This window comes from Streptomyces aurantiacus JA 4570 (genome assembly GCF_000414115.1).
GTDB lineage: Bacteria > Actinomycetota > Actinomycetes > Streptomycetales > Streptomycetaceae > Streptomyces > Streptomyces aurantiacus_A.
In genome coordinates this window covers 1-13,712 of the sequence record NZ_AOPZ01000401.1, presented here as the reverse complement: position 1 = coordinate 13,712, position 13,712 = coordinate 1, and the positions used below count along the sequence as shown (strand labels likewise).

11 protein-coding genes and 2 pseudogenes are annotated in these 13,712 nt (G+C 72.0%); 5 read left to right on the top strand and 8 right to left on the bottom strand.

Annotated features, from left to right (window positions below; all coding sequences use genetic code 11):
- The 7 genes and pseudogenes from STRAU_RS31825 to STRAU_RS31800 form a co-directional block, all read right to left on the bottom strand.
- Positions 1-1,627: pseudogene (locus tag STRAU_RS31825) on the bottom strand (dipeptide ABC transporter ATP-binding protein); the annotation flags it as partial.
- Positions 1,624-2,694, bottom strand: a complete 1,071-nt coding sequence (locus tag STRAU_RS31820) for an ABC transporter permease (RefSeq protein WP_078621662.1) — start codon at positions 2,692-2,694, stop codon at positions 1,624-1,626. The gene STRAU_RS31820 and the pseudogene STRAU_RS31825, both read right to left, overlap by 4 nt.
- Positions 2,691-3,689 carry an ABC transporter permease gene (locus STRAU_RS31815; protein ID WP_016644523.1) on the bottom strand — a complete coding sequence of 333 codons (999 nt, stop codon included), beginning with the start codon at positions 3,687-3,689 and terminating at the stop codon, positions 2,691-2,693. The genes STRAU_RS31820 and STRAU_RS31815 overlap by 4 nt, the downstream gene beginning before the upstream one ends.
- A gap of 21 nt (positions 3,690-3,710) precedes the next feature.
- Positions 3,711-5,441 (bottom strand): ABC transporter substrate-binding protein, encoded by a 1,731-nt coding sequence (locus STRAU_RS31810; protein ID WP_052029375.1) that lies wholly within the window; start codon positions 5,439-5,441, stop codon positions 3,711-3,713.
- Positions 5,442-5,660: 219 nt separating this feature from the next.
- The gene (locus tag STRAU_RS44540) at positions 5,661-5,753 is read right to left on the bottom strand and encodes an Ms4533A family Cys-rich leader peptide (RefSeq protein WP_310592296.1); all 93 of its coding nucleotides are present in this window, start codon (positions 5,751-5,753) and stop codon (positions 5,661-5,663) included.
- A 90-nt stretch (positions 5,754-5,843) separates the two neighbouring features.
- The gene (locus STRAU_RS31805) at positions 5,844-7,343 is read right to left on the bottom strand and encodes a DUF3152 domain-containing protein (RefSeq protein WP_016644520.1); all 1,500 of its coding nucleotides are present in this window, start codon (positions 7,341-7,343) and stop codon (positions 5,844-5,846) included.
- Positions 7,344-7,351: 8 nt separating this feature from the next.
- On the bottom strand, positions 7,352-8,455 hold the full coding sequence (locus tag STRAU_RS31800; RefSeq protein WP_016644519.1) for an alpha/beta fold hydrolase: 1,104 nt from the start codon (positions 8,453-8,455) through the stop codon (positions 7,352-7,354).
- 249 nt (positions 8,456-8,704) lie between these two features.
- Here STRAU_RS31800 and STRAU_RS31795 point away from each other — a divergent pair, with 249 nt between their 5' ends.
- The 4 genes from STRAU_RS31795 to STRAU_RS31780 all read left to right on the top strand — a co-directional run bounded on the left by STRAU_RS31795 (position 8,705) and on the right by STRAU_RS31780 (position 10,659).
- Complete coding sequence (locus tag STRAU_RS31795) at positions 8,705-8,917, top strand: hypothetical protein (RefSeq protein WP_016644518.1); 213 nt, start codon at positions 8,705-8,707, stop codon at positions 8,915-8,917.
- 214 nt (positions 8,918-9,131) lie between these two features.
- Positions 9,132-9,773, top strand: a complete 642-nt coding sequence (locus STRAU_RS31790) for a TetR/AcrR family transcriptional regulator (protein ID WP_016644517.1) — start codon at positions 9,132-9,134, stop codon at positions 9,771-9,773.
- Between the two features lie 187 nt (positions 9,774-9,960).
- Complete coding sequence (locus STRAU_RS31785) at positions 9,961-10,188, top strand: DUF3107 domain-containing protein (RefSeq protein ID WP_016644516.1); 228 nt, start codon at positions 9,961-9,963, stop codon at positions 10,186-10,188.
- A gap of 201 nt (positions 10,189-10,389) precedes the next feature.
- A complete protein-coding gene (locus STRAU_RS31780; protein ID WP_016644515.1) occupies positions 10,390-10,659 on the top strand; it encodes a hypothetical protein in 270 nt (89 codons plus the stop codon).
- 33 nt (positions 10,660-10,692) lie between these two features.
- Here STRAU_RS31780 and STRAU_RS31775 read toward each other — a convergent pair whose 3' ends face one another.
- Positions 10,693-11,457, bottom strand: a complete 765-nt coding sequence (locus tag STRAU_RS31775; RefSeq protein WP_052029374.1) for a ferritin-like fold-containing protein — start codon at positions 11,455-11,457, stop codon at positions 10,693-10,695.
- Positions 11,458-11,725: 268 nt separating this feature from the next.
- Here STRAU_RS31775 and STRAU_RS31770 point away from each other — a divergent pair.
- A pseudogene (locus STRAU_RS31770) lies at positions 11,726-13,573 on the top strand (DEAD/DEAH box helicase); the annotation flags it as partial.
- Between the last annotated feature and the right edge of the window lie 139 nt (positions 13,574-13,712).

The window sequence follows — 13,712 nt, the reverse complement described above, 5'->3', positions numbered from 1 at the left end:
GACGCGGACGCCCGCCGCGCCGCGCGCCGCGCCGCCGCGGCCACCGGATCCAGCGCGGGCACGGCCGCGAGCAGCTGCCGGGTGTAGGGGTCCTGGGGCGATCCGTACACCTCGTCCACGGTTCCGTACTCGACGATCCGCCCGCGCCGCATCACCGCGACCCGGTCGCTGACCTGGCGTACCACCGCCAGATCGTGTGCGACGAAGACGAGCGCGAGCCCCAGCTCCCGCTGCAGCTCGGCCAGCAGGGCCGTGACCTGCGCCTGCGTGGTGACGTCCAGGGCGGAGACCGGTTCGTCGCAGACGATGAGGCGCGGCTCGGCGGCGAGCGCCCGCGCGATGCCGACGCGCTGGCGCTGGCCGCCGCTGAACTCGTGCGGGTAGCGGCCGTAGTGCGCCGGATCGAGGCCGACGCGCTCCATGAGGTCCCGTACGCGGGCGCGGATCGCGTCCTCGTCGCGGTCGCCCCGGGCGCGCAGCGGGTCGGCGATCGACTCGCCCACCGAGCGCCGCGGGTTGAGGGACGAGACGGGGTCCTGGAACACCATCTGCACCCCCGGCACGACCCCCTTGCCGGACTTCTCCACACCCCCGTGGCGGAGAAGCCCGGCCGTCGGCTCCAGGAGCCCGACGAGCATCCGGCCGAGGGTGGTCTTGCCGCTGCCGCTCTCGCCGACGATGCCGAGCGTCTCGCCGCGCCGCACGCTCAGCGAGACCCCGTCGACGGCGGCGAAGGCCCGCCTGCCGCGCCCGAACTCGCGCCGCAGCCCTTCGGCCTCGACCACCACGTCGCCCTCGGCACCGGTGGCCGCGGGGCGGCTGGCACGGGCCGCGTCCACGCGCGGCACGGCACCCAGCAGATCCTTCGTGTACGTCTCCTGGGGCGCCCCGAGCACCTGGGCCACGCCGCCGCGCTCCACCACGCGCCCGCCGCGCATGACGAGCACGTCGTCCACGCTCTCGGCGGCGACGCCCACGTCATGGGTGACCAGGAGCAGGCCCATGCCGGTCTCCTCGCGCAGCGTGTGCAGGAGGTCGAGGATCTGCGCCTGCACGGTCACGTCGAGGGCGGTGGTGGGCTCGTCGGCGATGAGCAGGTCGGGCTCGCAGGCGAGGGCCATGGCGATCAGGGCGCGCTGCCGCATGCCGCCGCTGAACTCGTGCGGCCGGGAACGCGCGCGCCGCGCGGCGTCCGCGATGCCGACCCGGTCGAGCACGTCGACGGCACGCGCGCGTGCCGCCCGGCGCGAGGCTCCGGAGTGGGCGCGGTACACCTCGGCGATCTGGTCGCCGACGGCGTAGTACGGGTCGAGCGAGGACAGCGGGTCCTGGAAGACCATCGCGGCGACCCCGCCGCGCAGCCCCCGCCGCGCAGCCGCCGCAGCTCGGCCTCCCCGGCCCGCGCCACGTCGACCCCGCCGACCCGCACGGATCCGGTCACCCGGGCGCCCGTGCCGCGGTGCAGCCCGAGCAGCGCGGCGGCGACGGTCGACTTGCCGGAGCCGGACTCGCCGACGAGGCCGAGCGCGGCGCCCTCGGCCAGCGTGAAGGAGACCGCGTCCACGGCGCGCACGGCACCGAACTCGACGCCGAGGTCCTCCACTTGTACGAGGCTTTCGAGGCTCATGACAGCACCACCCGTCGGTCGGCCACCGCGTACAGCACATCCGCGACGGCGTTGGCGAGGACCACGAAGAAGCCGGTGACGAGGACCATGCCGACGACCACCGGCAGGTCGACGACCCGGACCGCCTGCACGAGCTCGCGCCCGAGCCCGGGCAGCCCGAACAGCGTCTCGGTGAGCAGGGCGCCGCCGAACATCGACCCGAAGTCGTTGGCGCTGAGCGCGATCACCGGGGCGAGCGCGCCGCGCAGGGCGTGCTTGCCGACGATGGACCGCTCGCCGACGCCGTACGCGCGGAAGGTGCGCACATGGTCCTCGGCGAGGGTCTCCAGCATCGAGGAGCGGGTCAGGCGCGCGTACTTGGCGGCTTCGATCAGGGCGAGGGACACCCAGGGAAGCAGCAGGTTCCACGCCCACTGCTGCGGGTCCTCCGTGAACGGCACGTACTGCGGGAACGGCAGCCACTGCAGCTGGCCGCAGATCAGGATCATCAGGAGCAGGCCGATGACGAACACGGGCGTGGCCGTGCCCGCGAGGGTGACGGCGGTCAGGATCCGCTCGGTGGCGCGGCCGCGGCGCCAGGCGGAGAGCACGCCGGTGCCGACGCCGAGGATCAGCCACAGCACCATCGCGCCGATCGCGAGCGACCCGGTGACCGGCACCTTGTTCAGGATCAGCTCGGTGACCTGCTGGTCGGTCTGGTACGACAGGCCGAGGCAGGGCGCGTCGCAGTGCAGCACGCTGGTGCCGGTCGAGTAGTCGTGGCCCACGAAGATGCCGCGCAGGAAGTCCAGGTACCGCACGTATATCGGGTCGTCGAGCTTCAACTGCTCGGAGACCTGCTGCACTTGGGCGGGCGAGCAGCGCGGGCCGCAGGTGATCTGGGCGACGTCGCCGGGCGCCACGTAGAAGACGGCGTAGATGACGACGGTCAGCACGAAGAGGGTGACGACGGCGCCGAGGGCGCGGCGTACGACGAAGCCGGTGAAGCCGCCGCCGAGCAGACCGCCGAACCCGCGGGCCTTCGTGAGCACAGAAGCGGACACAGAAGCGGACACGGTCGCGGTCATGAGCCGTCCTCCCGCTTCCGGCCGGTGCCGATGCGCAGCCGGGAGGCCGCGCGCGGGTCGAGCGCCGTGCGCACCCCGTCGCCGAGGACGGTCAGCGCGAGCACGGTCACGAACAGCGCGGCGGCGGGCAGCAGCAGGTACTGCGGGGCCGCCTGGTACCAGACGTCGGCCGAGGTGAGCATCTGGCCCCAGGACGCGGTGGGCGGTTTGACGCCGACGCCGAGGAAGGACAGGGCCGCCTCGACGGTGATGTTCGTGGGGACGAGCAGCGCTGCGTACGTGATGACGGGCGCGGCGAGCGCGGGCAGCAGCTCGCGGCGCGCGATCCGCACGGCGCCCCAGCCGCTGAGCCGGGCCGCCGCCACATGGTCGAGCGACTTCAGGGAGATGGTCCCGGCGCGCACGACCTTCGCCACGCCGCCCCAGCCCACGAAGCCGACGACCAGGGCGACGAGCACCGGCCGCGGGAAGCTGCTGGGCACGACGGCGAGCAGCGCGAGGGCGAGCACCATGAGGGGCAGCGCCACCATGACGTCGGTGGCGCGGCTGAGCGTCTGGTCGAGCCGGCGCCCGCCGAGCCCGCTGGCGAGCCCGACGGCGACACCGATGACGACCTGCATCAGCGTGGCCGCGAGGGCGACACCGAGGGAGACGCGCGCTCCATGGACCAGGCGCGCGAACAGGTCGCGGCCGGTCCCCGGTTCGACGCCGAGCCAGTGCTCGGCGCTCATGCCGCCGAGCGGTCCGACGGGCACGCCGCCGCGGGCGGAGTCGACGAGTCCGGGGTGGTACGAGGTGGGGTCCTGGCCCTCCAGGGCGGTGAGCAGGGGCGCGGCGAGCGCGACCAGGACGAGCAGGGCGACGACCGCCGCCGCGACGAGGGCGGCGCGCTGCGTGCGCAGCCGCCGCCAGAACTGACGGGCTCCGGAGGCGGGGACGGGTGCCGTCGTGGCGCCCGCCCCCGGGGTCTCCGAGGCCAACAGGGCCTCACTCATGACAGGTTGACCTGGCCGGCCCTACTTGACCGCGACCTGGGAGACGTCGAGGACGCCCGTCCAGTCACTGATCACGACGTTCTTGACGTCCTTGCCGTACAGACGCTTGTAGACCGGGTGGAACAGCGGCACGTTCAGGGCCTGGGCGCCGATCTTCTTGTCGAGGGCGCCCCACCTCTTGGCGGCCGCGTCGTGGTCGGTCAACTTGTTGATCGCATCAATCTCCGCATTGACCGACTTGTCATTGTGGAAGCTGGAGTTGAAGTTGTATCCATCATTGACAATCTGACGGCCGTCGAAGATCGGCGACAGGAACGGGCCGCCGGAGGGCCAGTCGGCGCCCCAGTGGGCGAGGAACAGGCCGGGCTCGTCCTTGGCGTCGTGGACCTTGTCCTCGTAGTCGTTGTCCTCCAGGCCCTGGAGCTTGACGGTGATGCCGGCCTTCTTCAGGGCGTCCTGGAGGGCGGTGGCGATCTCCGGGCCGGTCTCGAAGTTCTTGGCGTTGGAGTGCGTGAGGGTGATGGTCAGGCCGTCCTTGTGGCCGGCCTCCTTCAGCAGCTCCTTGGCCTTCTTCGGGTTGCCGGACGCGCCCGCCGGGAAGTGGTCGAACTTCGTGTATCCGAAGGACTTCTGGTTCGGCAGGAAGGTGGTGGCGGGCTCGGCGAGCGAGGAGCCGCCGGCGGCGTTGACGACGGAGGTGCGGTCGACGGCGTAGGAGACGGCCTGGCGGACCTTCGGGTCGTCGAACGGCTTCACCTTCGGGTTGAAGGCGAGGTAGTTGGTGTAGCCGAAGTGGCCGGTGCCGACCTGCGCGGCGAGCTTTTTGTCGCCGCTGACCTTGGCGAGTTCGGCGGGCCCGAGGTTGGTGTCGGTGGTGACGGCGGCGGCGTCGGCGCCCTGGCTCGCGGAGAGCCGCTGGTTGATGACGGACGAGTTGAGGCCGGAGCGCACGTCGATCCTGTCGGGGTACGCCTTGCGCTCGGCGTCGGTCGCGGCGGACCAGTGCGGGTTGCGCTCCAGCTGCAGCCGCTCGCCGTCACCGGAGTTCTTGACGACCTTGTACGGGCCGGTCGACACCGGGTGCTCCTCGTACTTGGTGCCCTTGTCCTTGGCCTTCGGGACGGGTGCGAACGACGTCTGCGTGGCCACGTAGTCGAAGTCGCCGACGGGCTTGTTCAGCCGGAAGACGATCGTCCGGTCGTCCGGGGTCTCGACGGACTTCAGGCCCTTCTTGTCCTTGTAGGGGCCCTGGTACTTGTCGCCCCCGATGAGCCAGTCCCGCAGGAAGGGCGCGCCGCCGGACAGTTCGGCGGCGAAGGAGCGCTCGATGCCGTACTTGATGTCCTTGGTCGTGACCGGCGAGCCGTCCTCGAACTTGAGCCCCTTCTTGATCTTGTACGTCCACACCGTGGCGTTCTCGCTCGGCTTGCCGAGGCTCTCGGCGAGGTCGGGGACGACCTTCGCGCCCTCGGCGCCGTCCTCGCGGTTGCGGGTGGTCAGGGTGCGGAAGACGAGGCTCGGTACGTTGCCGCCGCCGGAGGTGTACAGGCGCGCCGGGTCGAAGTCGCTCTGCGGGTCGCTGTTGAGGACGGTGAGGGTGCCGCCCTGCCGCGGCTTGCCGTCGCCGCCGCCCGCGTCGTTCTTGTCCTTGGGGCCCGCGCAGGCGGCGGCGCCCGAGGCCAGGACGACCAGGCTGGCGGATGCCGCTGCCACGCGGCGGGATATGACGGACTTCTGACGACGCAGACGCATCGGAGTGCCTCTCGGAAAGCGAATCGGAAAGCGAAAGGGAGAAGGAATCAGGGATTCGCGAGAGCCCACCCCGGGCGACGGGCGCCGAGTGCGGCTTCAGACCTGCCGCACCGCGCCGTGCACACCGCACGAAAAAGGCGGTTCAGGCACACGGCAGGGAGAAATGCGGCAGAGCAGACAGAAAACGAAGCAAAAGCGACGCACTCGCCGGGGCGGGCGTCAGCGACAGTGAATGTCGGCCACGCAGAGCGCGGTCACGCCGAACAGCGCCAGCTCAAGGGCTGCGCTCGCGGAGGCGTGACGGATCGACATGCGGAGAAATATGGATGATGCCGCGCGGAATGTCAACGCGAGGCCCGGTTCGTCCCCCCGCCCCGGCGCCGCGGCCGGCGCCCGGGCCGCTCAACTCTCTGGGAACGCCCAGGGGTTGGCCTTGCAGCGGATGCCGTCGTGGTCGAGGAACTTGGTCTGCTGCTGCATGACGGGCGCGAGCTCGCCGTCGCGGCGGCAGTCGACGTGGCCGTAGCCGAGGCGGTGGCCCACCTCGTGGTTGATCAGCATCTGCCGGTACGGGTGGATGCGGTCGCCGTAGGTCCTGGCGCCCTGCGCCCACCGATAGGCGTTGATCATCACGCGGCTCGTGGCGGCCGAATCGCACGACACATTCTGTTCCCAGGTGTCGAGACCGGATTTCGCGCACCATTTCGCGGTGGTTCCCGGGCTGGCCAGCGTAATGACGAAATCGGGCTTTCCGGAGGAGATCCGTTCGAAAGTCCGGGCGCCGCCGTGCGCCCAACTCCGGTCGTCGTTCAGGGTTTTCTGCACGGCCTGCGCGAACAGCGCGCCGTCCAGGCCCATGCCCTTCTCCACGTCGACGCGGTAACGGAACTTCTGTCCCTTGCCCGGCGCCTTGTCGAAACCGCGAATCACATCGAAGTCCCCGGCCGCTTTGAGTTTCGCGTCCAGCGGATACTTCTTGCCCATTTTCTCGTCGTACGTCGCCGGGCGGGCGGGCGCCGGGTCGGACGGCGTAGGGCGGTTGTCCGAGCGGGACGCCTCGGAGTCCTGGTCGTCGCGGCCGTCGCCCTTCTCCGCGGCCCGGGGGGCCGGGCCGTCGCCCTTGCCCCCGTCGGCGACCTGACCGGCCACGATGACGGCGAGGACGGTGGTGACGGCGGCCGCGGCGATGCCGGTGACGGTGCGCCCGCGGTTCTTCTCGCGGGCCGGGGCGGCTTGGGCGTCGGGGTGGCCGTCGTCTCCGTACGACCAGTCGTCCTCGTCGTCGTCGCCGTCGTTCCCGCCACCGCCGGGCCCGTCGGTGTCCCAGGTGGTCACGGACTCGTACGGGTCGCGCGGCGGGGTGCGCCTGGCGGTGGCCGATCCGGCCGCGAACAAGTCCGCGTCGTCGGGGTCGCCGATGCCGGCGATGCCGCCGGTGTCGTCGAACACGTCCGGGTCGTCGATGTCGGCGCCGAACGCGTCGACGTACTCCCGGCGGGGCCCGCGTCCCCTGGCTCCGGGCTGCTGCGGCGGCACGACGCCGTACCCGGCCCCCATCCGGGGCCCGGCCGCGTCACCCCCGACCTCGCCCCAGCCGCCGCCGGGTTCACGCTGCTCGGGGTGCCCGCCGCGGACGTGCGGGGCGGGGCGAGGGACGCCGTGCGGGGGCGTGTGCTGCGGAACCCCATGCGGAGGCGTGTGCCGCGGAACCCCGCCCGGCGGGGTCGCCTGCGGGATGCCGTGCGCGGGCGTGCCGTCCGGCGCGTCGGCACCGCGCCTGCGGCGGCCGGGGCCGGGGGCGGCGCCCTTGGCCTCGCCCTTTCCGGCACCGGCCCGCTGTATGCCGGAGGTACTGCTGTTGTCCGAGGTGTCGCCCGGGCCCCGGCGGCTATGACGTCCCACGCGGCGCCTCAGCTCCTCGAACCCGAATCGTGGTGGTCACTCACACCGCCACGATCGCGCACCCCACGCGGATCACTCAACTCATCCGCGCCGACGACCTCATCCGTATCAGCCACGGCATCGGGCACGGCATCAGTCGCGGCATCGGTCACGGGCAACTCGCCCGTGTCGGCGAGCAGTTCACGGATCGCGGCGGCGACGGTCTCCGGATACTCCATCATCGCGACGTGTCCCGCGTCCGTGAGCATCAGCAGCCGCGAGTCGCGGAAGGCGGCCGACGCCCTGCGCGCCATGCGGTACGACACGAGCTGGTCCCGGCCGCCGTACACCAGCAGGGTCGGCGCGAGCACCCGCTCCGCCTGCCGCCACAGACCGTGCTGACCGCCCAGCGTGTAGGCGTTCACGATGCCGCGCGCGGAGCGCGTCATCGCGTCCCAGAAATACGGCAGCGCGAGCCGCCGCTCCATCTCGCGCACCGCGGCCCTGAAGCCCTCGGGCGTGACCCGCGCCGGATCGCCGTAACAGAGACCGAGCACGCCGCGGACCCGCTGCTCGGCCGACCACTCCCTGGTGAGCCGGGTGAACAGGCCCGTGACGCCGGGCACCGCGAGCAGCCCCGTGGGCACCGCCGCGCGCTGCACCCGCAGCTCGGGCAGCGCGGGCGAGATCAGCGTGAGCGTGCGCACCAGGTCCGGCCGCACCGCGGCGACCCGCGTCGACACGGCGCCGCCCAGCGAATTGGCCACCAGATGCACGGGGCCGCGCCCGGCGGCGTCCAGATAGCGGATGACCGCGCGCGCGTGCCCGGTCACCGAATAGTCGCCGTCGTCCGGCGGCGGCGAGTCGCCGAAGCCCGGCAGATCGAGCGCCGCGCAGTCCACGACGTCCTCGAGCAGCGGCATCAGGGCCGACCAGTTCTGCGAGGACCCGCCGAGCCCGTGCACGTACAACGCGGGCGGCAGGCCGGAGCGCGCCGAGGGGCGCGAGCGCACGTTCAGGGTGAGCCCGGGAAGGGCGACCGAGTCGAGCCGCTCGCCCTCGGCGACGGCGACGGCGCCCGGCTTGGGGACGGCGACGGCGGCCAGCACGTCCGGCAACTCGGTCGAAGACATGCGGGCAATGTTACGAGACGATCACGCGTGGGATCGCGTGTTCGGCATCACAGATCCCGGAGAGATCGCGTAGCGGCCCGTGCGGGTCTTCCCTAGGCTCGGAGGGAAGAGGACCAATCGGAGGGAAGAGGACCAAGAGGCTCGCAAGGCATGAAGGCAGGCCCCAGGGAAACCCAGGGAAGCACCCCCGGGGAAACCCGGGGAAACAGGGACAGAGCAGGCCCCAGGGAAGAGAGCCGAGGAGTCCACATGACCGTCGATCCCAGCGACCCCGACACCTTCGAGACCGAGGACGAGAACAGCAGCCCGGAGACCCCGGAGGCCGACTCCGCGGAACAGCACACCGACCTCGCGCCGGAGCGGGACGACTCCCTCAAGGACGCCGACCCGAACGCCGCCAACGAGGCCGACCTGGCCGAACAGGCCCGCGTGGTGTCCCTCGACGAGGACGACTACCGCTGATCAGGAGCAGCGCCCCGCGCCGTCCCCGCCCGCTCCGCGCCGGACGACAAACACGGAGCTGCCCGTGTTTGCCCTGCTACGCACGGCTGCCGGGGACTGTTGAGGGCATCCAGTCCGTGAAATTCTGCGCTCGCACCGCGCACATCACAGTTACCGAAAAGTACGATGGCGTCGCGGCGCACACCGCAGCACAAGGACGACTTTGGGAGGCGGCGTGACAGCCATCGAGCAGACAGAGGCGGCACGCCCGCGGGGCACACGCCTGCCGCGCCGTGCCCGACGCAATCAACTTCTGGGCGCGGCCCAGGAGGTCTTCGTCGCCCAGGGGTACCACGCGGCGGCCATGGACGACATCGCCGAGCGCGCGGGCGTCAGCAAGCCGGTGCTGTACCAGCACTTCCCCGGCAAGCTCGACCTCTATCTCGCGCTGCTCGACCAGCACTGCGAGAACCTCCTGCAGGCGGTCCGCGCGGCGCTCGCGTCCACCACGGACAACAAGCAGCGCGTCGCGGCGACGATGGACGCCTATTTCGGGTACGTCGAGGACGACGGCGGCGCGTTCCGGCTGGTCTTCGAGTCGGACCTGACGAACGAGCCCGCGGTCCGCGAGCGCGTGGACAAGGTCACCCTGGAGTGCGCGGAGGCGATCTGCGAGGTCATCGCGGAGGACACCGGCCTGTCCAAGTCCGAGTCGATGCTGCTGGCCTCCGGGCTCGGCGGCCTCGCCCAGGTCGTCGCGCGCTACTGGCTGCACAGCGACGGCGGCGTACCGCGCGAGAAGGCGGTGCAGCTGCTCACCTCCCTGGCCTGGCGCGGCATCGCCGGCTTCCCGCTGCACGGCGCCGAGGGCCACTGATCGCGCCCGAGTCCCGCCGGCCGCGCGCCGAGGGGTCACCGACCGCGCGTTTGTTCCCGCCGCCCGCCGTCACCGTGTTCGCTCCTGGCTGCACGGCCGGAGCCGTTCCCGTCCCCTCTCCGGGCTAATCTGTGCTGGGTACGGCGCGGGCGGCCGCGCACATCACTGACCGTCGGAGGGACAAAGCGTGGAGGTCAAGATCGGCGTGCAGCACGCGCCTCGCGAGATCGTTCTGGAGAGCGGTCAGAGCGTCGAGGAGGTCGAGAGCGCGGTGTCCGCGGCCCTGTCGGGCAAGGCCCAGCTGCTGACCCTGGCGGACGACAAGGGCCGCAAGGTCCTGGTGCCGGCCGACCGCCTCGCGTATGTGGAGATCGGCGAGCCGACGGTGCGCAAGGTGGGCTTCGGCGCCCTGTAGGACAGCGCACGCTCAGCAGGACGAAGGAAGGGCCCGGTGGCGACTGCCACCGGGCCCTTCCTTCGTCCTGCTGAGCTGTGCCGTGGCCGTGTCCTTGAACACGCTTCGGGGCGCGGGGTGCAGGGAGGATTGCGTTCCGACACCTAGGGGTAAGACCGGCTACGACCGTTTTGCACCTGGCCACGAGGGAGGGAACACACCGTGATCCTCGAAGCGCTCGGCTCCGCACTCATCGGCCTGGCCCTGGCCTGGGCGACGGCCCGCCGTCTGCCCCACCGGCTGCCCGCGCGGACGCTGGTCCTTGCGACAGGGGTGGGCGGAGCGCTGATCGGAGCGTTCATCACGCACATGGCGCTCGGCTCGGGCCACACGCCCGCGACCCTCGTCGGCGCCCTCGCCGTCTCGGCCGCGCTGCTGTCCCTGCTGGTACGCCCCACCCGCCGCCTGCACCGCCGCCAGGTGCCTGCCTAGGGCCTGGCGGCCGGTGGATGCAGGGCTGCTCGCCTAGGCCGCCAGGCCCAGCGCGGCCATCCGCTTGGTGTGCGCCTCGGTGATCCGGGAGAACATCCGCCCGACCTCCGCGAGGTCGAACCCGTCCGCGACGCCCCCGACCAGCATGGTCGACAGCGCGTCCCGGTCGGCGACCACCCGCTGCGACTGCGAAAGCGCCTCGCCCATGAGCCGCCGCGCCCACAGCGCGAGCCGTCCGCCGACCCGCGGATCGGCGTCGATCGCGGCCCGCACCTTCTCGACGGCGAAGCTGGCGTGCCCGGTGTCGTCGAGGACACCGAGGACGAGGCGGCGCGTGTCCACGTCGAGCCGCGCCGCGACCTCGCGGTAGAAGTCACTGGCGATCGAGTCGCCCACGTACGCCTTGACCAGGCCCTCAAGCCAGTCGGACGGCGCCGTCTGCTTGTGGAAGCCGTCGAGCGCCTCGACGAACGGCTCCATCGCCGCCGTCGGCTCCTGCCCGACCGCCGCGAGCCGGTCCCGCAACTGCTCGAAGTGGTGGAACTCGGCGGACGCCATCTTCGCCAGCTCCGCCTTGTCGGCGAGCGTCGGCGCCAGCTTCGCGTCCTCCGCGAGCCGCTCGAACGCCGCCAGCTCGCCGTACGCGAGCGCGCCGAGGAGATCCACGACGGCGGCGCGGTACTGCGGGTCGGCGGAAGCTTTCGCCCAGTCCTGGGCGGCGACCCCGGTGGGGGCCGGGGCGTCCGCGGCGGATTCGGGGGATTCGGGGGGCTGTGCGGCGGTGTCAGGCGTCTCCATGAAGCGCACAATAGCCCGCCTGCCCCAGGGCGTAAGGGCCTGGTCAGCCACTGTGACGACCACGACGTGACCAAATCGCCGGACACGTATGCGAGATTCCGGGGTACAGTGGTAATGCGCCCGCCGAATATTCGACGGGCCGCATGAATGAGGATGCCCGGTCGGTGGCCCGATCGGCTCCGACCAGACAGCCCTCCAGAGCGGTACGCACTGTGTGTACGGCATGCGGAGGGACCCCCTCAGCGGTGTGAGCGCTCGAGCGTCGGCAGTGGTCCCGTACCACCGGCTCGCCCGGCTCTTTCCACAGGCGGCCGACAGTCCCCGGCACGGTCACGACCCCCAGCGTTCGCCTCGCGCCGCGTCTCACAGAAGAGGCATTGCCCTGACTACGACTTTCCGAGAGCTCGGAATCCTTCCCGAGACGGCCGAGGCCCTTGAGGCCGTCGGCATCATCAACCCCTTCCCCATCCAGGAGATGACGCTCCCCGTCGCCCTCTCGGGCACCGACGTCATCGGCCAGGCCAAGACCGGCACCGGCAAGACGCTGGGCTTCGGCCTCCCGCTGCTCGAGCGCGTCATCGTCCCCGCGGACGTCGAGGCGGGCCGCGCCGAGCCCGAGCAGCTGACCGAGGCGCCGCAGGCCCTCATCGTCGTCCCCACCCGTGAGCTGTGCCAGCAGGTCACCAACGACCTGCTCACCGCCGGCAAGGCGCGCAACGTCCGCGTCCTCGCCATATACGGCGGCCGTGCCTACGAGCCCCAGGTCGAGGCCCTCAAGAAGGGCGTCGACGTGGTCGTCGGCACCCCGGGCCGACTGCTCGACCTGGCCGGCCAGCGCAAGCTGAACCTGAAGCACGTCAAGTGCCTCGTCCTCGACGAGGCCGACGAGATGCTCGACCTGGGCTTCCTGCCCGACGTCGAGAAGATCATCAACATGCTTCCGGTGAAGCGCCAGACGATGCTCTTCTCCGCGACGATGCCGGGCGCCGTCATCGGCCTCGCCCGCCGGTACATGTCCCAGCCCACGCACATCCGCGCCACCGCGCCGGACGACGAGGGCCAGACCGTCGCGAACACCGCGCAGTTCGTCTACCGCGCGCACTCCATGGACAAGCCGGAGATGGTCTCCCGCATTCTCCAGGCCGAGGGCCGCGGACTCGCGATGATCTTCTGCCGTACGAAGCGGACGGCCGCCGACATCGCCGAGCAGCTCGAGCGCCGCGGCTTCGCCTCCGGCGCCGTGCACGGCGACCTGGGCCAGGGCGCGCGCGAGCAGGCCCTGCGGGCCTTCCGCAACGGCAAGGTCGACGTGCTGGTGTGCACCGACGTCGCCGCCCGCGGCATCGACGTCGAGGGCGTCACGCACGTCATCAACTACCAGTCGCCGGAGGACGAGAAGACGTACCTCCACCGCATCGGCCGCACCGGCCGCGCGGGCGCCAAGGGCATCGCGATCACGCTCGTCGACTGGGACGACATCCCGCGCTGGCAGCTGATCAACAAGGCGCTCGACCTGAAGTTCAACGACCCGGTCGAGACGTACTCCAGCTCCCCGCACCTGTACGAGGAACTGAACATCCCCGCCGGTACGAAGGGTGTCCTGCCGCGTGCCGAGCGCACCCGGGCCGGGCTCGACGCCGAAGAGGTCGAGGACCTGGGCGAGACCGGTGGCCGCGGCTCCCGTGGCTCCGCCGCCCGCGGTGGCTCGCGGCGTGGCGAGCGTTCCGGTGAGCGGTCCGGTGGTTCCGGTGAGCGTGCCGGTGGCCGGGCGCAGGCGGAGGAGACCGAGGAGCGGCCCGCGCGTACGCCGCGGCGCCGGCGTCGTACCCGTGCGGGTGCCCCGCTCGACGGTGCGGCCGCGGCTGCCGTGACGGCGTCCGACGCGGCTGTGTCCGCCGTCGCCGCGTCCGATGCCGTGTCCGTCGTGGCCGAGGCTGCGCCTGCCGCCGCGGAGGAGGCCGCGCCGCGTGCGCCGCGTCGGCGGCGGCGCACCCGAGCGGGGGGCGACGCCGCGGTGAGCTCTGCCGCGCAGGCCGACACGGCGGAGGCCGCCGCGACCGCGGAGGACGCCCCCGTGGCCAAGCCTCGGCGTCGTCGCACCCGGAAGGCCGCGGACTCCGCGGAGAGCTAGTCCCGATCGCCGTTCACCCACCCACCCGCGCCCGGGGCTGCCCGCCCTGGCCGCGGGTGGGTGTCGTTGTGCCCCGTACCGGGGGTTCCTCCGCCGCTCCGCGGGGGGGGTCTCCCACCCGCCC

Excerpts from the sequence above, each read along its gene's own strand:
- STRAU_RS31820 (WP_078621662.1), bottom strand. The coding sequence starts at position 2,694 with ATGACCGCGACCGTGTCCGCTTCTGTGTCCGCTTCTGTGCTCACGAAG.
- STRAU_RS31815 (WP_016644523.1), bottom strand. The coding sequence starts at position 3,689 with ATGAGTGAGGCCCTGTTGGCCTCGGAGACCCCGGGGGCGGGCGCCACG.
- STRAU_RS31810 (WP_052029375.1), bottom strand. The coding sequence starts at position 5,441 with ATGCGTCTGCGTCGTCAGAAGTCCGTCATATCCCGCCGCGTGGCAGCG.
- STRAU_RS44540 (WP_310592296.1), bottom strand. The coding sequence starts at position 5,753 with ATGTCGATCCGTCACGCCTCCGCGAGCGCAGCCCTTGAGCTGGCGCTG.
- STRAU_RS31800 (WP_016644519.1), bottom strand. The coding sequence starts at position 8,455 with ATGTCTTCGACCGAGTTGCCGGACGTGCTGGCCGCCGTCGCCGTCCCC.
- STRAU_RS31795 (WP_016644518.1), top strand. The coding sequence starts at position 8,705 with ATGACCGTCGATCCCAGCGACCCCGACACCTTCGAGACCGAGGACGAG.
- STRAU_RS31775 (WP_052029374.1), bottom strand. The coding sequence starts at position 11,457 with ATGGAGACGCCTGACACCGCCGCACAGCCCCCCGAATCCCCCGAATCC.